This window comes from Streptomyces sp. NPDC093064 (assembly GCF_044754605.1).
Lineage (GTDB): Bacteria > Actinomycetota > Actinomycetes > Streptomycetales > Streptomycetaceae > Streptomyces.
The window spans coordinates 259,165-281,485 of sequence record NZ_JBIVPK010000007.1; the positions used below are offsets into that span (position 1 = coordinate 259,165).

14 protein-coding genes and 1 riboswitch are annotated in these 22,321 nt (G+C 70.2%); of the genes, 4 read left to right on the forward strand and 10 right to left on the reverse strand.

What is annotated here, in order from left to right:
- Positions 1–7: 7 nt before the first annotated feature.
- The 6 genes from pulA to ACIQFZ_RS12090 form a co-directional block, all read right to left on the reverse strand.
- Positions 8–5,422, reverse strand: coding sequence for a pullulanase-type alpha-1,6-glucosidase (gene pulA / locus ACIQFZ_RS12065; RefSeq protein ID WP_402691153.1), 5,415 nt, complete (start codon positions 5,420–5,422; stop codon positions 8–10).
- A 334-nt stretch (positions 5,423–5,756) separates the two neighbouring features.
- A complete protein-coding gene (locus ACIQFZ_RS12070; protein WP_402691154.1) occupies positions 5,757–7,133 on the reverse strand; it encodes an alpha-amylase family protein in 1,377 nt (458 codons plus the stop codon).
- A 132-nt stretch (positions 7,134–7,265) separates the two neighbouring features.
- Positions 7,266–8,954, reverse strand: a complete 1,689-nt coding sequence (locus tag ACIQFZ_RS12075) for a glycoside hydrolase family 13 protein (protein ID WP_365774491.1) — start codon at positions 8,952–8,954, stop codon at positions 7,266–7,268.
- Between the two features lie 230 nt (positions 8,955–9,184).
- Complete coding sequence (locus tag ACIQFZ_RS12080) at positions 9,185–10,090, reverse strand: ABC transporter permease subunit (RefSeq protein ID WP_365420732.1); 906 nt, start codon at positions 10,088–10,090, stop codon at positions 9,185–9,187.
- Between the two features lie 19 nt (positions 10,091–10,109).
- Positions 10,110–11,114: a sugar ABC transporter permease gene (locus tag ACIQFZ_RS12085; RefSeq protein WP_365420729.1), complete on the reverse strand. Its 1,005-nt coding sequence runs from the start codon at positions 11,112–11,114 to the stop codon at positions 10,110–10,112.
- A gap of 100 nt (positions 11,115–11,214) precedes the next feature.
- Positions 11,215–12,489: an extracellular solute-binding protein gene (locus ACIQFZ_RS12090; RefSeq protein ID WP_402691155.1), complete on the reverse strand. Its 1,275-nt coding sequence runs from the start codon at positions 12,487–12,489 to the stop codon at positions 11,215–11,217.
- A gap of 445 nt (positions 12,490–12,934) precedes the next feature.
- On the opposite strand from ACIQFZ_RS12090, the gene ACIQFZ_RS12095 reads away from it, so the two are divergent.
- Positions 12,935–13,969, forward strand: coding sequence for a LacI family DNA-binding transcriptional regulator (locus ACIQFZ_RS12095; RefSeq protein WP_365420724.1), 1,035 nt, complete (start codon positions 12,935–12,937; stop codon positions 13,967–13,969).
- A gap of 75 nt (positions 13,970–14,044) precedes the next feature.
- Positions 14,045–14,887 carry a phosphatase PAP2 family protein gene (locus tag ACIQFZ_RS12100; protein ID WP_365420721.1) on the forward strand — a complete coding sequence of 281 codons (843 nt, stop codon included), beginning with the start codon at positions 14,045–14,047 and terminating at the stop codon, positions 14,885–14,887.
- Between the two features lie 35 nt (positions 14,888–14,922).
- Here the strand turns inward: ACIQFZ_RS12100 and ACIQFZ_RS12105 are convergent, their stop codons facing one another.
- Positions 14,923–17,919: a bifunctional [glutamine synthetase] adenylyltransferase/[glutamine synthetase]-adenylyl-L-tyrosine phosphorylase gene (locus tag ACIQFZ_RS12105; protein ID WP_365420718.1), complete on the reverse strand. Its 2,997-nt coding sequence runs from the start codon at positions 17,917–17,919 to the stop codon at positions 14,923–14,925.
- Between the two features lie 315 nt (positions 17,920–18,234).
- A riboswitch (cyclic di-AMP (ydaO/yuaA leader) is annotated at positions 18,235–18,415 on the forward strand.
- A gap of 7 nt (positions 18,416–18,422) precedes the next feature.
- Between ACIQFZ_RS12105 and ACIQFZ_RS12110 the strand changes: the two genes are divergently transcribed.
- The gene (locus tag ACIQFZ_RS12110; protein WP_365420715.1) at positions 18,423–19,688 is read left to right on the forward strand and encodes an NlpC/P60 family protein; all 1,266 of its coding nucleotides are present in this window, start codon (positions 18,423–18,425) and stop codon (positions 19,686–19,688) included.
- Positions 19,689–19,923: 235 nt separating this feature from the next.
- Here the strand turns inward: ACIQFZ_RS12110 and ACIQFZ_RS12115 are convergent, their stop codons facing one another.
- The 3 genes from ACIQFZ_RS12115 to ACIQFZ_RS12125 all read right to left on the reverse strand — a co-directional run bounded on the left by ACIQFZ_RS12115 (position 19,924) and on the right by ACIQFZ_RS12125 (position 21,628).
- On the reverse strand, positions 19,924–20,697 hold the full coding sequence (locus ACIQFZ_RS12115; RefSeq protein WP_402691156.1) for a hypothetical protein: 774 nt from the start codon (positions 20,695–20,697) through the stop codon (positions 19,924–19,926).
- 1 nt (position 20,698) lies between these two features.
- Entirely contained in the window at positions 20,699–21,061 is a 363-nt protein-coding gene (locus ACIQFZ_RS12120; RefSeq protein ID WP_402691157.1) for a hypothetical protein, read from the reverse strand.
- Between the two features lie 93 nt (positions 21,062–21,154).
- Entirely contained in the window at positions 21,155–21,628 is a 474-nt protein-coding gene (locus ACIQFZ_RS12125) for a hypothetical protein (RefSeq protein WP_365420707.1), read from the reverse strand.
- A gap of 213 nt (positions 21,629–21,841) precedes the next feature.
- On the opposite strand from ACIQFZ_RS12125, the gene ACIQFZ_RS12130 reads away from it, so the two are divergent.
- Positions 21,842–22,291 (forward strand): hypothetical protein, encoded by a 450-nt coding sequence (locus ACIQFZ_RS12130; RefSeq protein ID WP_402691158.1) that lies wholly within the window; start codon positions 21,842–21,844, stop codon positions 22,289–22,291.
- The last annotated feature ends 30 nt before the right edge of the window (positions 22,292–22,321 follow it).

Consider the following 22,321-nt stretch of genomic DNA (forward strand, 5'->3'; position numbering starts at 1 on the left):
ACCCGCGCTAGTTCCTGAACACCGCGACCGTACGCGCCGGGACCGTGAACGTCCCGGTCGCCCTCTCGTACGACGAGGTCTTCACCACCGGATCGGCACCCGCCGTCTGCGCCGGGTGCAGCCGGTAGCCGGTCCCCGCGAGCTCCTCGACACGCTGCCGCTGCCGTTCGGGCGTGGCGTTGAACACCACGATGAGGTCACCGAGCCTCATGGTGATCACGCCGGGCGTCTCGTCGCCGCCCGACACCGGGAAGGACAGCTTCCGCTGCACCTCCGCGGCCGTGCCCAGGGAGAAGGCCCGCTCCGTGGTGCGGATGCGCAGCAGGTCCCGGTACGCGGCCGAGGCCCCCTGGATCTGCGGGCAGCCCACCGCGACGGAGGTGAGCAGCGGCTTGGCGTACGGCCACTTGTCCTGGTTGTCCGCCGCCATGGGCAGCCCGCGGCCGAAGCCGTTGCCGTCGGCGCAGTTCCAGTGGATGGCGTTGAACCAGTCGCCGCTGTCGTAGGAGTTGCGGTCGAGGGACTTCGAGCGTAGAAGGTCGGTTCCGGCCTGGGACAGCGCCGGCCCCTGGGACAGCGCGGCCGTCGCCATCGCCAGGACCTGCATCCGGGCCCGGTCGTCCGCGCTCGTGGCGGACGGCAGTTTGTAGGCGAGGGCGTCGAACAGCGACTCGTTGTCGTGCGCGTCGGCGTAGGCGAGGGCGTCGCCGGGGGCGTCCGCGTATCCGGCGGGCGCGCCGTTGTAGTCGACCTCGGCTCCGGTGACCTCCTTGCCACCGGTGTCGGTGAAGCGGTACGCGGCGAGGTTGCCGCTCAGGCCGACCTTGATCAGGTCCTGGTAGTGCAGCAGGCGGGCCTTCTGCTCGGCCCTGCTGCCGTTGCCCGGGGAGGAGTTGGGGTCGGTGTAGAGGCCGGAGGCGAAGCCCTGGATGCCCGGGTCGTCATCGAAGGGGCCGCCCCCGCGGACCGCGTCACGGGCCCGGTCGGAGAAGGTCGCGATGCCCGTGCCCGCCATGTTCCGCTGCGTGGCCTGGACGAACCGCGCGTCGTCGGCGACCTCGCCGAAGTTCCAGCCCTCGCCGTACAGGATGATGTTCCTGCCGTCCACGCCGTCCTTCTCGAGCGTGAGCGCGTCGAGCGCCTTGCGGACGGCGAGCATGTTGGCCTTGGGGTGGTGGCCCATGAGGTCGAAGCGAAAGCCGTCGACCTTGTACTGCCTGGCCCAGGTGACGACCGAGTCCACGACCAGCTTGCCCATCATGGCGTTCTCGGGCGCGGTGTTCGCGCAGCAGGTGCTGTTGGCCACCGTCCCGTCGGCGAGGAGCCGCTGGTAGTAGCCGGGCACGATCCTGTCGAGCACGGAGGTGTCCGCCTGGCCGGCGGCGGCCGTGTGGTTGTAGACGACGTCCATGACGACGCGCAGCCCGTCCTGGTTGAGCGCCTTGACCATCTGCCGGAACTCGACGGTACGGGCCGTGCCGTCCGGGTCGGTGGCGTAGGAGCCCTCGGGGACCGTGTAGTGGTAGGGGTCGTAGCCCCAGTTGTAGGCGTCTCGCCCGGCGGTCGCCGCCACGCACGCCTGCTGCCGCTCGGAGTCGGCCGGGTAGGAGGCCAGGTCGCAGTCGGGGGTCGCCTGGTCGGTCTTCTTCTCGGGAATGGTGGCGATGTCGAAGGCGGGCAGCAGGTGCACGTACGACGTGCCCGCCTTCGCCAGCTCCCTCAGGTGCCGGGAGCCGTCGCTGTTCTTGTCGGTGAAGGCCAGGTAGGTGCCCTGGTCCCGGGCAGGGACCGTCCGGTCCGCGACGGAGAAGTCGCGGATGTGCAGCTCCTGGATCTGGGCGTCGCGCAGCGGTACGGCCTTGGGCTTGGCCAGGCCCGACCAGCCGCTCGGGGCCAGCGCCCGGTCGTCGAGGTCGACGACGAGGCTGTGCTCGGAGTTCGCGGTGAGGGCGATGGAGTACGGGTCGGTGACCTTGTTGGTGACCACCTTGCGGACGGTGGGCGCCCATACCGTCACGACGTACCGGTAGGGCTTGTTCTTCCACGACGCCGGGCCCGTGACGGACCAGACGCCGGTCGTGTCGTCGCGGTGCATGGCGACCGACTTGCCGTCCAGTTCCAGGGCCACGCTCCGCGCGGTCGGCGCCCACACGCTCAGCGTGGGCCTGCCCTGGTGGAAGACGGGGCCGAGCTGCGCCTTGGCGGCCGGGGTGCCGTACACGTCGTCGAGCACGCCCGCGAGCTGGACTCCGGTCGCGGCGAGCACGGCGCCGTTCGCGGCCCGCTGGGAGGCGACGACCTGGCCGCCCAGGGCCTCGCGGACGCGGGCGCGGTCGCGCGGGTCGACGGCGTAGGCGGTGTAGTCCTTCAGGTGCGGGAACTTCGCCTTCTGGGTGTCGGTGAGCGTGGTCGTGGCAAGCCGCAGCCAGCGCTCGTCGTCGCTGGTCAGCGTCCCGTTCTGGACGGTGATCGAGCCGTCGTGGGAGTAGACGAGCTGGGTGGAGGCGGCCCCTTCCACGCCCTTGAGGGCCACCGTGTCCCGGTCGATCCAGACCGCCTTGGAGGTGGTGAGGTCGAGGGCGCCCGCGCCGCCGGTGGGCTGCGGCAGCAGGGGCTTGTCCTGGCCGCTCATCAGCCACACCTCGTGGCCGTTGGCCGCCTTGAGGTCCAGGGACTGGTCGGCGGGCAGGTCCTTCTCGTCGCCCTTGTGGATGATGTAGCTGAGACTGGTGGCACCGTCGGTGAGCGGTACCTCGAAGACCGCGCCATAGGAGTCAGTCTTGACCGGCTGGAGGGGTTTCGACCAGTCGGTGGGGTTGGCGGCGCCGGTCCAGACGTGCAGGCCCCAGCCGTCGTAGTTCCCGTCGGCCCGGTGGTAGTGGAGGACGGCCTTGGCCGGGTCCTGCGCCGGATAGTCGGGGCGCGCGGTCCGCACGTCCTCCTTGCCCTGCTCGATCCAGACCTCGCCGGTCCTGGTGACGTCGATGGACCGGTCGGCGGAGACGTCCTTGTTGCCGTCGTTGTCGATGACCAGGAAGCCGACGTCGGAGGCGCCCGGCTTCAGCTTGACGTAGGCGAAGGCGCCGTAGGGGTCACGGCCGATGAAGGGGTGGCTCTCGGGCCAGTTCGTCGCCTCGCCGTCGGCGAGGTCGCCCCAGGCGTACAGGCCCCAGTTGGCGTAGTCGCCGTCGGCGCGCTTGTAGTGGACGACCGCGTACTCGCGGGAGGAGGCGGTGGGAACCTCGGGGGCCGGCGGGGTGCCGGTGGTGGAGTCCGCGGTCGCGCTCGCCGTGCGGCCCGCCGAGTCGACGACGACCGCCTTGTAGCGCAGGGCGGTGCCGGCCGGGACGGTCCGGGCCAGGGTCTGGGTGACCCGGTAGGGGGCGTGGTCGGCGGAGCCGAGCACCTTCCAGGGGCCGTTCCCGGTCTGTGCGGCGAAGACGACCCGGTTGAGCTGCCCGCCGGTGACGTCGGCGCTCAGCTCGACGGTGCCGATGGCGCCCGCGGCGGGGGGCGTGAGGGTGACGGCGGGCTTGGTGGCGGGCCGGTCGAGGGTGCCTGCGGCCTTGAGGACGACGGCTGATCCGGCCGGGACGGAGACGGTGACCCTGCGGTCGGCGTCCGAGGTCACGGCCGCCTCGGTGCCGTGGATCCCGCGGTACGTCATCCGCGCGGAGCCGGTGGCGAACGTGGCCGTTCTCGCCTCGCCCGCGTTGTTGAAGGCGACGACGTACTCGGACCCGGTCCGGGCGTCGGTGCGGGTGAAGGCGTAGACACCGGGCCCATCCGCCGCGTAGCGCTCGGTCTGGACTCCGTCCGTGAGGGCAGGGTTGTCCTTGCGGAGCTTCGCGAGGCCGGCGATCTGCCGGTAGAGCGGCGCGGTGGTGTCGTAGGCGTCGCTCGCGTGGCCGCGGTCGGTGCCGATCCGGTCGTCGTCGAGGTAGTCGGCGACCCGGGAGGCGAACATGGTCTGGCGGGCGTCCTTGTCGCCGCCGGAGCCGGTGAAGCCCTGTTCGTCGCCGTAGTAGACGACGGGGTTGCCTCGGCTGAGGAACATCAGCTCGTTGGCGAGCTTGTCCTTGCGCAGGATCTCGGCGTCGGTCGCCTTCGGGTCGTCCTGCTCCAGGAAGTACCCGATGCGGCCCATGTCGTGGTTGCCGAGGAAGGTGACCTGCTCGTAGGCGTTGGCCTTGTCGGTCGTGTACTTGTAGTCGTCGCCGAAGACGCCCGCGAGCCTCTTCGCGCTGCCGCCCTGGGAGACGTAGGAGCGGGCCGCGTCCTGGAACGGGAAGTCGAGCGTGGCGTCGAGGCGGCCCTCGGTGACGTACGGGGCGTTCACGGAGGTGTCGGCGGAGTAGACCTCGCCGAACATGAAGAAGTCCTTGCGGCCGTGGGCGGCGGCGTACGTGTCGAGCGCCGTGGCCCACTGGGTCCAGAACGCCATGTCGACGTGCTTGACGGTGTCGATGCGGAAGCCGTCGACACCGAAGTCCTTCACCCAGCGCTGGTAGATCTTCTCCATGCCGCTGACGACCTCGGGGCGCTCGGTCCACAGGTCGTCGAGGCCGGAGAAGTCGCCGTAGGTGGAGTTCTCGCCGGCGTAGGTGGAGTCGCCGCGGTTGTGGTACATCGCCGGGTCGTTGAGCCAGGACGGGACCTTGGCGTTCTTCTTGGCGGCGGGGACGACCGGTGTGCGCGGGAAGGACGAGGCGTCCACGGCGGGGAACTTCTTGGTGCCGTCCGCGTAGTCGGCGTCGTCGAAGGGCCGGCCGTCCTTGGTCAGGTACGGGAAGGCGCCCTTGGACAGGTACTCGTGGGAGCCGCCCTCGTAGTCGATGACGTCGGCGGTGTGGTTCGTGATGACGTCGAAGAAGACCTTCATGCCCTTGGCGTGCGCCTTGGAGATGAGGGTTTCGAGGTCCTTGTTGGTGCCGAAGTGCGGGTCGACCTGGGTGAAGTCGGTGATCCAGTAGCCGTGGTAGCCGGCGGAGGCGTCCTTGCCGGTCCCCTGCACGGGCTGGTTCTTGAAGATCGGCGCCAGCCAGATGGCCGTGGTGCCCAGGCCCTTGACGTAGTCGAGCCGGTTCGTCAGGCCCTTGAGGTCGCCGCCCTGGTAGAAGCCCTTGTCGGTGGGGTCGTAGCCGGTGACGAGCCGTGAACCGGTCAGCCCGCCCCGGTCGTTGGACGTGTCCCCGTTGGCGAAACGGTCCGGCAGGACGAAGTAGAACTGCTCCCGGGTCGCGTCGTGCCGCGCCGGCTCCGCGGCGAGCTTCGCGTCCGAGGGCGGCGCGGGCGGTTTCGCGGCCGCCTGCGCCGAGAGCGGTGGGACGAGCGCTGCGGCGAGCGCGGCCGCGGTGACGGCGGCGACGCGTCCACCTGACGGGGTGCGGCGCCGCGAGGGCGCCGGCCATCTCGGTATCACGGGGTGAACTCCTTGGCGGTACGGCTCACTTGATTGCGGCCCCTCGCCCCGGCATCAACGACGCCGTCGGGCGTGGGCGCGACCGTATCGCCTGCGCAAGGATTACAGCAAGACCTCTGCAAGTCACAGCAACTTTTTTCACCGACAACACGTGTTGGCCGCCTGGGTCACCGCGACCACCGCCTCACCCGCCGCAGCCCCCGCTCGCGGGCGGCGACCGTCTCCGGGGGGACCGGCCCGCCGAGGTGGCGGCGCACCAGCGGGTCGGTCCACAGGTGCCGGTGAGCCGGTACGTCGTCCGGCTCGACCGGCCGCAGGAGCAGGTGTCGGGTCGTCAGCAGCTCGGCTTGCCCGAGTGGAGGGCCAGTGCCGTGTTGGAGCCGAGTGTCGCGGTGAACTGGCCGGAGCCGTTCACCGTCACCGTCGTGTTGTTCTGCACGTTGCAGTACGTGCCCGCCGGGAGGGACGTCTGGTAGGTGCGGGTCAGGGTGCCCGTCTCGTGGTTGACGGCCACGAAGCCCTTGGTGCCCCGGCCGAAGGCGATGGCGTTGTTGCCGTTGTCCCACCAGTTCGTCACCGCCTGGCCGCGGGTGGCGTTGCGGAAGGCGACCATGGACTTGATCTCCGGCCAGGCGTGCTGGCACTTCCAGCCGTCCTGCCAGCAGGCGTTGACCTTGCCGCCGTTGGGGGGACCGGCGTCCGCGTCGGACCACTCGTAGGCGGAGTTGATGTCGGGGGCGCCGTAGGGCCAGGCCAGCATGAAGACGTTGGCCAGCGTGTAGTTGGCGCCGTTCTTGTAGTTGAGGGTCGAGCCGTTGCGCTCGGTGTCGTGGTTGTCGACGAACACCCCGGCCACCGAGTTGCTCAGATACCCCCAGCCCTCGCCGTAGTTCTTGAGGTACGCGAGCTTCTCGTTGGTGAAGACCCGCTTGAGGTCGTAGGCGTAGCGGAACTCCTGGACGTCGCCGTTGCCCGTGTACTCGCCCGGCTGGACCGCCTCGCCGGCGCCGTAAATGACCTCCTGCTTCCAGTAGGCGGAGCGGTTCGTCAGGCGGGACTTGATGGTGGCGAGGTCGGCCGTGTCCATGTGCTTGGCCGCGTCGACGCGGAAGCCGTCGACCCCGAGGGAGAGCAGGTCGTTCATGTAGCCGGCGATGGTCCTGCGGACGTACTCCTCGCCGGTGTCGAGGTCGGCGAGGCCCACCAGTTCGCAGTGCTGGACGTTCCAGCGGTCCTGGTAGTTGGTGATCGGGGCCATGCAGTCGTCGAAGTCGTAGACCGAGTACAGGCCCGGGTAGTCGTACTTCGTGTACGAGGAACCGCCGGTGCCGGTGCCGCTGCCCGCTGACATGTGGTTGATTACGGTGTCGACGACGACCTTCACGCCCGCCGCGTGGCAGGTGTTGACCATGTTCTGGAACGCGGCACGATCGCCGAGCCGACCGGCGATCCTGTAGCTCACCGGCTGGTACGACGTCCACCACTGCGGGCCCTGGATGTGCTCGGCGGGCGGGGAGACCTGGACGTAGCCGTAGCCGGCCGGGCCGAGGGTGTTCGCGCACTCCTTGGCGACCGAGGCGTAGTTCCACTCGAAGAGGACCGCGGTGACGTCCTTGGTGCCGGGCGGGGAGGCGGCGGCGGGGGCCGCGAGGGCCACCGAGGCGGCCACGGCGAGGGCGGCCGCGAATGAAAGGGGTCTGCGGATGGTCATGTGGGGGTTCCTTCTTCGTTGAAGGCCCTTGCTGAAAGGTTCAGCAAGTCGATGACCCCGGATGGTAGAAGGCCCGCTGCCTCAACAGGCAGCGGACCGCGAGGAGTTGATGTGAAACTGTGACCTGTCGGGTCAGGCCGTGGTCCACCACACCGTCGTGTCGGACGGGACCTTCGCCTCGCCGTCCGCCTCCGTCACCTCGCCGCTCGTGAGCAGCACCCGGCCGTACGCCGGGGTGGTCACCGACTCGCCGGTCGTGTTCGCCACGCAGACGAACTCGCCGCGTCGGAAGGCGAGGACGCCCTCCGGCGCGCGCAGCCACTCCACCGCGTCGCCGGCACCCAGGTCGAGGTGGGCGCGGCGGGCGGCGAGGGCCGAGCGGTACAGCTCCAGGGTGGAGCCCGGCACGCCCTGCTGGGCCGCCACGCTCAGCCGGCCCCAGTGCGCGGGCTGCGGGAGCCAGCTGCCACCGTCGCCGAATCCGTAGGAGGAGCCTTCGCGGGTCCACGGGATCGGCACCCGGCATCCGTCGCGGAACCCGTCCTGGCCCTCGCCCCGGAAGTACGCCGGATCCTGGCGCACCTCGTCCGGCAGGTCCACGACGTCCGGCAGGCCCAGCTCCTCGCCCTGGTAGACGTAGGCCGAACCGGGCAGCGCCAGCATCAGCAGCGTCGCCGCGCGCGCCCGGCGCAGGCCGAGATCGCGGTCGCCGGCGCTGCGGATCTGGGTGCCGAGGCCGGGCGGGTTGGCGAAGCGGGTGGCGTGCCGGGTGACGTCGTGGTTCGACAGCACCCAGGTGGCCGGGGCACCCACCGGGCGCATCGACTCAAGGGTGCGGTCGATGACCTCGCGGAGCTCGTCGGCGTCCCACGCGGTGCTCAGGTACTGGAAGTTGAACGCCTGGTGCAGTTCGTCGGGGCGCACGTAGTTCGCGGTGCGTTCGACGGTCGGGGTCCACGCCTCCGCGACGAAGATCCGGTCGCCCGGGTATTCGTCGAGGATGTGCCGCCACTGCCGGTAGATCGCGTGCACGCCGTCCTGGTCGAAGAACGGCATGACATCGTTGCCCAGCAGCTTGAGCTGGTCGTGGGTGCCGAGGTCGGGCAGGCCCTCGGCCTTGACCAGGCCGTGCGCCACGTCGATGCGGAAGCCGTCGACGCCCATGTCGAGCCAGAACCGAAGGATCGAGCGGAACTCGTCGCCGACGGCCGGGTGGTCCCAGTCGAAGTCGGGCTGCTCGGGCGCGAACAGGTGCAGGTACCACTCGCCGGGGGTGCCGTCCGGCTCGGTGACCCTGGTCCAGGCGGGGCCGCCGAAGATGGACTCCCAGTCGTTGGGCGGGAGTTCACCGTTCGCGCCCTTGCCGGGGCGGAAGTGGTAGCGGTCGCGCAGGGCGGAGCCGGGGCCCTCCACGAGCGCGCGCTTGAACCATTCGTGCTGGTCGGAGGAGTGGTTGGGCACGATGTCGACGATGACCTTCAGGCCCAGCGCGTGGGCGTCGCGGATCATCGCGTCGGCGTCCAGCAGGTTGCCGAACATGGGGTCGACGGCACGGTAGTCGGCGACGTCGTAGCCGGCGTCGGCCTGCGGGGAGGCGTAGAACGGGCTGAGCCAGACGGCGTCCACACCGAGGTCGCGCAGGTACGGCAGGCGGGAGCGTACGCCCTCCAGGTCGCCCATGCCGTCGCCGTCGCCGTCGGCGAAGCTGCGCGGATAGACCTGGTAGATCACCGCGTCCCGCCACCAGTCGCGACGCGGGGCGACGGTGGCGGCAGCCGCTTCGGAGAGGGGGGATTCGGCCGGGAAGTGCTGCTTGCTCATGGCGTCCTTGGTGCGTCGGGTTCCCCTGCTCGGGCGAAGGCGGGAGCTCGGGGGTGATTACTTGTCAGGCGATTGCTTGTCGTGGGTGCGGGAGACGGCGTCCGGGTGACGAGGCCGGCGCGGTGACAGCGGGGTCCGAGGTCCCCCCTGCTCGAAGAGCCTGGGGGAGGGCACCGCGGCCGCCACCCGCGCGGGCAGGTGCGCGGGAGCCGTTGACCGTGGGGTGGGGGTCAGCCCTTGGTGCCGCCCGCGGTGAGGCCGGTGACGAGGTTTTTCTGGACAAGGTAGAAGAAGACCGACACCGGAACGGCGATCAACACCGCGGTGGCGGCCATGTAGTTCCACTGGGCGTCGTGCTCGCTGACGAAGCTCTGCAGACCGACCGCGAAGGTGTACTTGGAGTCGTCCAGCATGAAGGTGGTCGCGAACGCGACCTCGCCGACGGCGGTGATGAAGTTGTAGAAGGCCGCGACGGCCAGTCCCGGGCGGGCCAGCGGCAGGATCAGCCGTACGAAGGTGCCGAAGGGGCTGAGCCCGTCCACGCGTCCGGCCTCGTCGATCTCGAAGGGGATGGTGTCGAAGTAGCCCTTGAGGAGCCAGGCGCTGTAGGGCACGGCCGTGGTGCAGTTGATGACGATCAGGGCCCAGTAGGTGTCGATGAGACCGAACCGGCTGAAGATCTCGTACATCGGCACGATCAGGATGGCGATCGGGAAGGCCTGGGTGAGCAGCAGCACCCACATCAGCTGCTTGTAGCCGGGGAACCGCATGCGGGAGACCGCGTAGCCGGTGGTGGCGGCGACGAAGACGCCGATCAGGGTGGTGCCGAGGGCCACGATCATCGTGGACTTGAGCCAGTCGAAGAAGGCGGTGTGCTGCAGCACGAAGCTGTAGTTGGAGAAGGTGAGCTTGCCGAAGATCTCGCCGGGGTGCAGGTAGTCGTCCTTGTCCGGGCCGAGCGACAGGAAGAACAGCCAGGCCACCGGGGCCAGCGCGACGAGGCTCGCCACGGCGAGGCCGCCGTGCAGGAGGGCGCCGCCGAGCCGGCCGCGCTCGCCCCGCCGGCGGGTCCGGCGCGGGGGCGCCGGGGTGGGGGCCGGCCCGGCCGGTGTCTTCTCGAGAGTCGTGGTGCTCATGGAGGCGGCTCCTGCGGCGTCAGACGGCGAGCTGGTCATTGCGCTTCAGCCAGCGGAAGTAGAAGGAGGTGAAGACGGTGAGGATCGACAGCAGCAGTACGCCGTACGCGGCGGACTGGGCGAAGTCGCGCGGCTGCTGTCCGAAGCCCAGGTAGTAGGCCCAGGTGACGAGGATCTGGGCGTCGGGCGCGCTGTAGGGGCCGAACAGCAGGAAGATGATGGCGAACTGGTTGAAGGTCCAGATGACACCGAGCAGCACCACGGTGGAGCTGACCGAGCGCAGGCCCGGCAGGGTGACGTGCCGGAACCGCTGCCAGGCGCTCGCGCCGTCCATCTCCGCGGCCTCGTAGAGCGTGGAGTCGATGGACTGGAGGCCGCCGAGCAGCGAGAGCATCATGAACGGCACCCCGCACCAGGTGTTGACCATGATCGCGGCGAACCGCTGCCAGAAGGTGTCCTCCAGCCATTGCGGCTGGGGCAGGTGCAGGCTGCCGAGCACCTGGTTGAGCACACCGGAGTCGGCGAGCATGATCCGCCAGGAGAAGACCGTGACGAAGGTCGGCACGGCCCAGGGCAGGACCAGCATCAGCCGGTAGAAGGTGCGGCCGCGCAGCTTCTGGTTGAGCATCAGCGCGAGGCCGAGGCCGATGCTGTAGTGCAGGAACACGCAGGCGGCCGTCCAGAAGACGGTCCACAGGAAGTGCGACCAGAACCGGTCGTACGCGGTCGGGCCGAAGAGGATGTCCTGGTAGTTGTCCAGCCCGATGAACCTGTAGGTGGCCTCGATGTGGTTGACGCCGATGGTGCGCGCCGAGTTGAGGCTGTTGGCATCGGTGAGGGTCAGGTAGAAGCCCCGCACCAGGGGGTATCCCACGATGCCGCCGAGCACGACGACCACCGGCGCGATCATCGCGTAGGCGTACCAGTACTTCTGGTAGCCGTTCTTCAAACGCTGCCCCAGCCCGGGCCGAGGCGCGCGGTCACCGCGGCGCCTGCCGGTCGCGCGGTCGATGGCGACTGTCATGGTTCGACACCTTTTGCAAGATCAGGGAGTTGGGCTGGGCACAGGCCGGTGGCCGCCGGAGTCCTCCCCTTCACGGGAGCACTCCGACGGCCACGACGGCTCACTTGCTGAAGTCGGGGACCAGCTTGGCGATCGCGAGTTCCGCGTTGCTCAGGCCCTTGTCCAGGGACTCCTTGCCGGCGGCGATCTTGGGCAGCTCGCTGTCGAGCGGGCCCCACAGGGAGCCGTACTCGGGCAGCGCCGGGCGCGGCTGGGCGGCGGGCAGGACGCCCTGGTAGCCGGCGATGCCGGGGTCGGCCTTGACCTCGGCGGTGTAGGCGTCGTCGCGGGTGGGCAGCGTGGAGTTCTTCAGGGCGATGGCCTCCTGGGTCTTCGCCGAGGTCATCCACGTCACGAACTTCAGGGCCGCTTCCTGGTGGGCCTTGTCGGAGCCCGCGTAGACCGAGAGGTTGTGGCCGCCGGTCGGGGCGCCCGCCTTGCCGGCGGAGCCGGCCGGGACGGTGGCGATGCCCAGGTTGGACTTGTCCGCGAAGGCGGAGCCCTTGTAGAAGTTGGTGATCTCCCAGGGACCCTGGATGATCGCGGCGACCTTGCCGCCGACGAACGCGTCCTGGATGTGGGCGTAGGCGTCGGCGGTGGTGTCGGCCTTGTGCAGACCCTTGCCGTCGAACAGGCTGAGCCAGGTGCCGTAGGCCTTCTTGGCGGGCGCCGAGTTCATGGTGATCTTCTTGGCGTCGGCGTCGACGGTGTTGGTGCCCTCGCCGTAGAGGAAGCTCTGGGCGTAGTAGGCCTGGGTGGAGCCCCAGTAGCCGTCGACGCCGGTCTTGTCCTTGATCTTGGCGGCGGCGGACTTCAGCTCGTCCCAGGTCTTGGGGGCCTCGGAGATGCCGGCCTGCTTGAACAGGTCCTTGTTGTAGACAAGGGCCAGGGTGTCGGTGACGAACGGGACGCCGTAGGTCTTGCCCTCGTACTGGGCCTGCGTGATCAGGCTGGGCTGGAACTTGTCCTGCTCGGCGAGGGCCTCGGTGCCGTCCAGCGGCACGAAGTAGCCCTTCTTGGCGAAGGCCGGGGTCCAGCCGACCTCGGAGCGCAGCACGTCCGGGGCGCCCTTGGAGCCGGCGGCCGTGTCGAACTTGTTCTGCGCCTGGTCGAACTGGACGTTGACGTACTTGACCTTGATGTCCTTGTTGGCCGCTTCGAACTGCTTGACCAGGGCCTGGTACGTCGGTGCCTCGTTGGTGGCGTTGGAGGTGTCCCACCAGGTGATGGTCACCGGACCGTCCGACTTGTCGCTGCCGCTGTCGCTCCCGCCGCACGCCGTCGCCGCGAGAGCGAGGGACGCCACCAGCGCGGTGGCCGCTATGCCACGCCGCATGAGTTCTCCTTGAGGGTTAAGCCCGTGAACAGGGAACGGTCCCGTCCGCCGCCCTGCCGACTTGCCGACCGCGCCGTTGCCGCCGCCGGGCGACCGAGAACGTAACAGCGTTGCAAGCTCCGCGAAAGACCTTGCAGAAAAAAAGTGCAAGACGGCAGGCGAGTTACCACTTCGTGATCTGTCGGGGCAGGCCCTACGGCCCTGATTTCACGCGGGCAGGCGGCCCCTCGGACACTTGTGCAAGACTCTGCAAGCCCTTGCCAGACGATGGTGGGGGAGGAATCATCCCGTTGCGGACCGGACGCCGAGACCCGGACGTCGACCGGCCGCCGACCGAACACGAGGGATCGCGATGACGCAGCAGCCCGCAGCGGGCCGTTCAACGGCTCGCACCAGGCGCCCCGTCGGTGTGCAGGGCGGGGGCCGACCGGTACAGTCCGGTCATGTGACCACACGGCTTGCCGACATCGCCGCCCAGGCGGGGGTGAGCGAAGCGACCGTCAGCCGCGTCCTCAACGGGAAGCCGGGCGTCGCCGCCACCACCCGCCAGTCCGTGCTGGCCGCCCTCGACGTCCTCGGCTACGAGCGCCCGGTACGGCTGCGGCAGCGCAGCGAGGGCCTGGTGGGCCTGATCACCCCGGAGCTGGAGAACCCGATCTTCCCCGCGTTGGCGCAGGTCATCGGCCAGGCGTTGACCCGGCAGGGCTACACCCCGGTGCTCGCCACCCAGACCCCCGGCGGGTCCACCGAGGACGAGCTGACCGAGATGCTGGTGGACCGCGGGGTCGCCGGGATCATCTACGTCTCCGGTCTGCACGCGGACACCACGGCCGACATGGAGCGCTACGAGCGCCTGCGCGCCCAGGGTGTGCCCTACGTCCTCGTGGACGGCTTCTCCCCCAAGGTGCAGGCGCCGTTCATCTCCCCCGACGACCGGGCCGCGATGACCCTGGCGGTGACCCACCTCGCCTCCCTGGGGCACGCCCGTATCGGCCTGGCCCTCGGCCCGAAGCGTTTCGTGCCGGTCCAGCGCAAGATCGAGGGCTTCGTGCGCGCCATGCGGGACCAGCTGGGCCTGGCCGCGGACGTCGTCGAGTCGGAGCTGATCCAGCACTCCCTCTACACCCTGGAGGGCGGCCAGGCCGCGGCCACCGCGCTCATCGAACGGGACTGCACGGCGATCGTCTGCGCGAGCGACATGATGGCGCTCGGCGCGATCCGGGCGGCCCGGCAGCGCGGCCTGGAGGTCCCCCGGGACGTCTCCGTCGTGGGCTTCGACGACTCTCCCCTGATCGCCTTCACCGACCCGCCCCTGACGACCATCCGCAAGCCGGTGCCGGCGATGGGCCAGGCGGCGGTGCGCACGCTGCTCGAGGAGATCGGCGGGACGCCCGCGCCGCACAGCGAGTTCGTGTTCATGCCGGAGCTGGTGGTGCGCGGTTCGACCGCTTCGGCCCCTGGGGACCGCCCTCGTCCCTGAGGCGGAGAACATGCGAACGGAACCCGACCGGCGGATGATCGGTGGACGAACGCTTTTCTGGCAGACTCTGTGCCTATGGGTGACTCGACCGTGACACGACTGGAAGGCCGGGAAGAGGCCGTTCCGCCCCTTGTCACGGACGAGCAGTCCCCCACCGTCCTGGAGCGGCTGCGCACCCCCCGCCGGCCGCGGCTGTGGTTCGAGATCCTGCTGATCGCGGTGAGTTACTGGACGTACTCGCTGATCCGCAACGCGGTCCCGGAGCAGAAGGCCAAGGCGCTGCGCAACGCGGACTGGGTCTGGAACGCCGAACACCAGCTCGGCATCGCCGTCGAACACTCGGTCAACCATGCCGTGAACTCGGTGACTTGGCTGATCATCGGCATGAACTACTACTACGCGACGTTGCACTTCGTGGTCACCATCGGCGTCCTGGTGTGGCTCTACCGCACGCACCCCGGCCGCTACGCGGCGGCCCGGCTCACCCTCTTCGTGACGACGGGCGTGGCGCTGCTCGGCTACTACCTGTACCCGCTGGCGCCCCCGCGCCTGATGACCGGCGACCACTTCGTCGACACGGTCCAGGTCCATCACACCTGGGGTTCCATGGCCTCCGGCGATCTCAAGAACATGTCCAACCAGTACGCCGCGATGCCGTCCATGCACATCGGCTGGTCCCTGTGGTGCGGCCTGACCGTCTTCACCCTGTGCACGATCCCGTGGCTGCGCGTCCTCGGCCTGCTCTACCCGGTGGCCACCCTGGTCGTCATCGTCGCCACCGCCAACCACTTCTGGCTCGACGCGGTCGGCGGGGTGCTGTGCCTCTCCTTCGGATTCACGATGGCCCGCGCCTGGTACGGGGCGCTGCCGCACGCGCTGCCGCGGCTGACGCCGGCGCTGCGGCCGACGGAGGCGTAGGGCCGTAGCGGTGTCGGTGTCGCCGAGCCGCCGTCTCACGCACCGTAGAACAGCTCCTCCATGACCGCCCGGGCCCGGCGTGCCGTCCGCCGGTACGCGTCGAGCATGTCGCCCGCGTGCCCCGGCCCGTATCCCAGGTACCGCCCCACCGCGGCCAGTTCCCGCGGCTCGGTGGGGAACGTGTCCCCCGCCCGGCCCCGCACCAGCATCACCGCGTTGCGCACCCGGGTGGCCAGCACCCACGCCTCGTCGAGCGTCGAGGCGTCCTCCGGGGACACCAGTCCCGCCTCCCGCGCCGCCGTCAGCGCCTCCCGCGTCCGTGTGGTCCGCAGCGACGCCTCCCCCGCCGCGTGCCGCATCTGGAGCAGCTGCACGGTCCACTCCACGTCGGACAGCCCGCCCGGCCCCAGTTTGGTGTGCAGCTTGGGGTCGGTGCCGCGCGGCAGCCGCTCGGACTCCATCCGGGCCTTGAGCCGCCGGATCTCCCGCACCGCCTCCTCGCTCAGTCCGCCGCGCGGATAACGCAACGGATCGATCAGCTCGATGAACCGCCGCCCCAGGTCCTCGTCCCCGGCCACCGGCTCGGCCCGCAGCAGCGCCTGGGACTCCCACACCAGCGACCACCGACGGTAGTACGCCTCGTACGACTTGAGCGTGCGCACCAGCGGCCCGGACTTCCCCTCGGGCCGCAGATCCGCGTCGACCAGCAGCGGCGGATCCGCGCTCGGGATCTGGAGCAGCCGCCGCGTCTCGGCGACCACCCGGGCCGCGGCCTCGGCGGCCTCCCGCTCGTCGGCGCCCTCCCACGGCTCGTGCACGAACAGCACGTCCGCGTCCGAGCCGTAGCCCAGCTCGTGCCCGCCGAAGCGCCCCATGCCGATGATCGCGAACCGGGTCGGCAGGGTGTCCCCCCATCCCTTGCGCACGACCGCCCGCAGGGTGCCGGCGAGCGTGGCCGCCGTCAGGTCGGACACCGCGCCGCCCACCTGGTCCACGAGCGCGCCCTGGTCGGCCTCGACGGGCCGGGTCTCGGTGCCGTAGGAGCCGACGATGTCGGCGGCGGCGGTGCGGAACAGCTCCCGCCGCCGTACGCCGCGCGCCGCCGTGACGCCCTGCTCGGGGGTCTCGGCGCGACGGACGGCGGCGAGGACCTCCTGCTCCAGCTGGGCGCGGCCGCGCGGTTCGAGGCCGCCCGCGTCGCCGTCGCCCAGCAGTGCCACGGCCTCGGGCGCGCGCATCAGCAGGTCGGGCGCGAGCCGCCCGGCCGACAGCACCCGGGCGAGGTTCTCGGCGGCGGCCCCCTCGTCCCGCAGCAGCCGCAGATACCAGGGGGTCTTGCCGAGCGCGTCCGACACCTTGCGGAAGTTCAGCAGCCCGGCGTCCGGATCGGCGGAGTCCGCGAACCACCCCAGCAGCACGGGCAGCAGGGTCCGCTGGATGGCCGCCTTCCTGGTGACGCCGGAGGCCAGCGCCTCCAGATGCCGCAGCGCGGCGGCCGGGTCGGCGTACCCGAGCGCGACCAGCCGCTCCCGCGCGGCCTCCGGCCTCAACCGGGCCTCGCCGGGAGCGAGTTGGGCAACCGCGTCGAGCAACGGCCGGTAGAACAGCTTCTCGTGCAGCCGGCGTACGACGCTGGTGTGCCGTTTCCACTCCCGGGTCAGCTCGGTGATCGGGTCGCTGCGCAGGCCGAGCGACCGTCCGAGCCGGCGCAGATCGGCCTCGTCCTCGGGGACGAGGTGGGTGCGCCGCAGCCGGAACAGCTGGATGCGGTGCTCCAGGGAACGCAGGAACCGGTAGGCGTCGTCGAGTTGCACGGCGTCCACACGGCCTACGTACCCTCCGGCGGCCAGTGCCTGCAACGCGTCCAGGGTGGAGCCGCTGCGCAGCGACGGGTCGGTCCGCCCGTGCACCAACTGAAGGAGCTGCACGGCGAATTCGACGTCGCGCAGGCCGCCCGGCCCGAGTTTCAGCTCGCGCTCGACCTCGGCCACGGGGATGGTCTCGACCACACGGCGGCGCATCTTCTGCACGTCTGCGACGAAGTTCTCGCGCTCGGCGGCCTGCCAGACCAGCGGGCCGAGCGCGGCGATGTACTGGCCGCCCAGTTCCAGGTCGCCGGCCACCGGGCGGGCCTTGAGCAGCGCCTGGAACTCCCAGGTCTTGGCCCATCGCTGGTAGTAGGCGACATGGCTGCTGAGGGTGCGCACCAGCGGCCCGTTGCGGCCCTCGGGCCGCAGGTTGGCGTCGACCGGCCAGATCGAGCCCTCCACGGTCGTCTCGGAGCAGATCCGCATCATGTGCGAGGCGAGCGCGGTCGCGGCGCGCAGGGCCTTGACCTCGTCGGCGCCGTCCGCGGCCTCGCCGACGAAGATCACGTCGACGTCGGAGACGTAGTTGAGTTCGTGACCGCCGCACTTGCCCATCGCGATCACCGCGAGCCGGCACAGCGCGTCGTCCGCGGGCGCGGCGGCCCGCGCGAGCCGGAGCGCGGCGCGCAGGGTCGCGGTGGCGAGGTCGGCGAGCTCGGCGGCGGTCTCGGCGACATCCGTGGTGCCGCACACGTCGCGGGCGGCGATGGACAGCAGGCAGCGCCGGTAGGCGACGCGGAGCGCGACCGGATCGCCGGCCTCGGCGAGCCCGTGCTCGAACTCCTCCACGCCCGGGTGCAGGTCGCGCGGCTCGTAGGTGACCAGCGCCCGCCAGTCGCCTGCGTGCCGGGCGAGGTGGTCGCCGAGCGCGGTGGAGGCGCCGAGCACGCCGAGCAGCCGGTCGCGCAGCGGTTTGGCCGCTATCAGCGTGTCGAGCAGCTCGCGGCGGGCCTTGGACTCCGGCTGCGCCTCCAGCAGCCGGACCAGCCCGCCCAGCGCGAGATCCGGGTCGGCGGTGGCGCCCAGCGCCTCCAGCAGCACCGGATCGTCCCTCAGCGGCGCGAGGTCCGGCCCGTCCAGCAGCCGCTCGGCGTCCGAGGCATGGATGAAGCCGTGCCGCAGCAGCCGCGTGAAGGTACTGCTCCTGCGCCCCGGCGCCGTCATCCCGGCCTCCCGTCGGATCAAGCCCGTCCTGGCCAGAGCCTATCCGGAGTCCCGGTCCTGAGCCCTGACGGCGGTCCCGCTTTCCGCGCCGGTCGGAGGTCGTCGGGGAGGCCCGGGAAACGGGGATACCCGCCGCCCACAGGACGTACGGTCCGGACGCCCCGAGGGCATCGGAGTGCAGCCATCCGTATGCGTACCGTGAAAGTCACGAATACGTAGCGGACATATCACGCACCAACCTTCACAGCAGTCACAAGCGTTGGCTAGCGTGCCCGGCGGGCACCCCGTACCCCCGCCGGCGAACAACGCCGGGACGGGTGGCCTGCGCCGAGTCCGGTGCGCCTCACGGCAGCCGGAGCCGGGGACCCACTCATCCCTGGGGTGAATCGGTCCCGTTCACGCGTCCCCCACCGCGCGTACGGGACGGTAGGGCAGCCCTTCCGACCACCCGCCCGAACCCGACAGCTAACCCGGTAGGCGGTCCATGGAAGGAGGCGCCACTCTTGGCGTCGCACCGCAAAGCCCGGACCACGGCCACCCGGATCGCCGGACTGCGCACGTCCCCGGCCCTCGGTCTGACGACCGCGGCCCTCACCTCCGTGGCACTGCTGTCCCAGACGGCGAACGCCGCGCCCGCGCAACCCCAGAAACCCAGCCTCGAAGAGGTGCAGAAGAAAGTCGACGACCTGTACCACCAGGCCGGAGTGGCCACCGAGAAGTACAACGCGGCCAAGGAGAAGACCGCCACGCAGCGCACACGCGTGAACGGCCTCCTCGACGACGTGGCGAAGCGCACCGAGAAGCTGAACGAGGCGCGGCGCGAGCTCGGCATGTTCGCCGCCGCCCAGTACCGCACGGGCGGGATGTCCGGCACCGCGACGCTGCTGCTCGCGAAGGATCCCCAGCAGTACTTCGACCAGGACCATCTGATGAGCCAGCTCACCGAGCGGCAGAAGAAGGCCGTCGACGACTACCAGACCGCGCAGCTCGCGACGACGAAGAAGCGCACCGAGGCGACGAAGATCCTGGAGTCGCTGACCACCTCGCAGGACGATCTGAGGACCAGCAAGCTCGACGTCCAGACGAAGCTCAGCGAGGCGCGCCATCTGCTGTCGACGCTGACCGCCGAGGAGAAGGCGCGGCTGGCGGCGATCGAGAAGAAGAAGCAGGAGATCGCCCGGCAGAAGGCCGCGGAGCTGGCCCGCCGGCAGGCGGCGGCGGAGGCGGCGGCGGCCGCGCAGAAGCTCAAGGAGGAGCAGGCGGCTCAGAGCGCCAAGGCGAAGGCGAGCAGCGGAACGGGCACGAGCACGGGAGCGGGCACAAGCTCCGGATCGAGCACGAGCTCCGGATCGAGCACGGGCTCGGGTACGGGTACGGGCGGGGGCACGAGCACGGATGCCGGATCGAGCACCGGCTATGCCGCCCAGGCCGCCAAGGTCATCGACTTCGCGCGGGCCCAGATCGGCAAGCCGTACGTGTGGGGCGCGTCCGGCCCCGGTTCGTACGACTGCTCCGGGCTCACGCAGGCCTCCTGGAAGTCCGCCGGGATCTCGCTGCCGCGCACCACCTGGGACCAGGTGAAGGCCGGCACGACCGTCTCCGTCTCCGCGGCCAAGCCCGGCGACCTGGTCTTCTTCTACGACGACATCAGCCACGTCGGGATCTACATCGGCAACGGCATGATGATCCACGCGCCGCACTCGGGCGCGAACGTCCGCGAGGAGTCGATCTACTACATGCCGATCCACAGCGTCGTCCGTCCCGCGTAACGCGCGCGCCGGACACCCGGTGCCGGCACCGGCACCGGCACCGGCACCGGCACCGGACATGAAAGGGCCCGCACCGGGGGGTGCGGGCCCTTTCAGGGGGCGGCGCCACTCAGGTCCAGGGCACCGCGATGAAGATGTCGGCCACGGTGAGCAGCTCAGGAAAGCCAGCCCCGACCTGCGCCTACAGCACCGGCAGACGCTTCTCGGTTCGAAGGATTGCCATCGCGCCGTGCCGTCACCCCGTGTGCGTGCCCGCGTGCCGGCCACGGCCCCGGTTCGGCGTGTCGAGGCGTCGGGTCGCCACGAGAAGCAGTCCGACCAGGGCCGACCACAAGACGATCACCCCGACGGGACCGGTCCATATGCCGGATATTCCGGCCAGAGCAGCGCAGGGCATGGCAAAGATCGTCTGCATCCCGCGCTTTCCGAGGCGTGTGGGCAGCCCCGTCGCGGCGTAGTGGGGAGCGCGCGCGACCGCGTGCCCTCCCGCATAGGCGGCGAAGAGGCCGATGGCGAACAGGGCCAAGGCGATGGCCGTGCTCCAAAGGGACAGTCCTTCGGGGTTGTCGTCGGAGTACTGCGTCACGCCGTCCTTGCTCACGGCGGTCGCGTAGTCCCGCCACATGGTGACGGTGACCACGTCTCCGGCACGGAGGTGCCCGAGCAGCGGCTCGGCTCCGCCCATGGCTACTTCCCGGGGCACTGATCCGGGTCCGGTGAGCCGGAGGTCGTACCGCTGGTTCTTGGGCTGTTCCCGTATCTCCGTGCCGCGCACGGTGGCCTGGACGGGGCGCAGGCAGTCCTCGGTGACCGCCGTACCGCAGGGGCGAGCGGCTCGATACGCGCGCTCCTCGGCCATGTCGTCGGGCACGCGGGTCAGTCCGACGCCGGCGAAGAAGATCAGAGCGACACCGAGCAGTACGGCGACGGCTCCCCAGCAGCGGTGCCAGAGGGTACGCAGGCGCAGACCACGCCGGGCACCGCTTCGGCCGTCGCCCTCGTACGGCATGTCAGGCCTCCCGCCGCACGCGGGAGCAGACCGTGAACACGGCCATAGCGACCACCAGCCCCGCCGCGGTCGCCGTGGTGTCGGCGAGCAGCCGGTCCAGATGAGGTCGCAGCTGGTCGACCAAGGTGCCCACCACGACCGAGCCGGAGACCGCGGCCACCAGACCGGCGCCCCAGTGACGGTGCCTGTTGTAGAACCACCGGCCCAGCACCATCACCACTGGTGCGGCGACAGGAAGCTGCCGCTCGTCGAGCAACTCCAAAGCTGCCCACGTAAGGGCGAGCACCACCAGGCACCCCGCCGCCACCCTGGCCGCCTCGGCCCACAACACCGGCCGGTCCCCGCTCACCACGACGCCTTCCACCCTCCCCCTCCGCGCCGTCGTGCCCACGGCGTCGCACCGACGGCAATTGAGCCACACCCGCCCCTCCACGCGCCATACCGGTCCCCGACACGATCAGCGGACGTCTCTTCTGACCACCCTCGGACGGCCCGAAGTACAGCCGGCCCACTTCCAGCGGGCCCCGTGCACCTGCTGCGGCCTGCGAGTTCCCTTGACCTTGGCGCTACGGGGGAACACCTGGGGGAAACGGCAACCAGGGCATCCCGCCGATGCGCGGATCCGGTCGCCCGCCGGTAACTCGGCGTGGATGCTCGGCCGGACCTCCACGATGGCGTCGGCGTCCTCCTGATCGCCCTCCTCGTCGCGCCAGAGGTAGACCCGCACGTGCTTCGCCCGGTGAAGGCCGCGCACCTTCCACTCGGTCATCAGGTCGGCGACGACGAGGGAAAGGGCGTACTGGGGGCCCTCGCTCAAATCGTCGGCGGTGATCGTGCCCCGCCACCGTTCGGGGTCCCTGCCGTAGGGGCGCCATCCCTCCGAGCCGTGCGGCTCGAACACCCGGTACACCCAGTCCGTCTCGGTGCCCATAGCACCGATCCTGTCACTGCAAGGAGCACCATGCGCCGCATCAGATCCACCCTCGCCGGCCTCGGGGGCAGGGGCGCAGGTTGGCCAGGGGTGCCCGCTCGGGTCGGGCCCGAGCCTCCATCAGACCCGGATTGCTACACGGAGCGGCATCGCCGCAGGTGAGACAGAATGGGACAGTATGTGCAGGAGTGGCGAAATTGAACGGAGTGGGCGATGGGGCGTCCCTGGCTGCACGTGCTGGCGCAGGTGGTGCCCGTTCCACTCGGATTGCTGCTCAGCGGTGGTCTGGTCTGGAGTGCCACCAACGCCGACTGGAGTGGCAACAGCAGCAACAGCGGCAACACGTGGGCCTCCAGTTCGCTGGGTCTGGCCAACGTCAGCAAGGTGCCCATGTTCCGCATCGACAACATGCGACCCGGCGACAGAGGCTCCAACTGCATCCGGATCGTGTCGAACGCCAGCTTCCCCACCGCGCTCAAGCTGTACAGCAACTCACCGAACTGGCCCACCAACTTCCAATCCTTCATCAACCTCAAAATCGAGGTAGGCAGCGGCGGCACCTTCGGCGACTGCAACGGCTTCACTGAACCGCCCCGGTTCGAATGGAGACTCGATTCCATGAAAGGATCGAGTCATGGCACGACCTTCCCGTTACCCGCTTGAGCTCCGCCGCCGCGCGGTGCGCATGGTCGC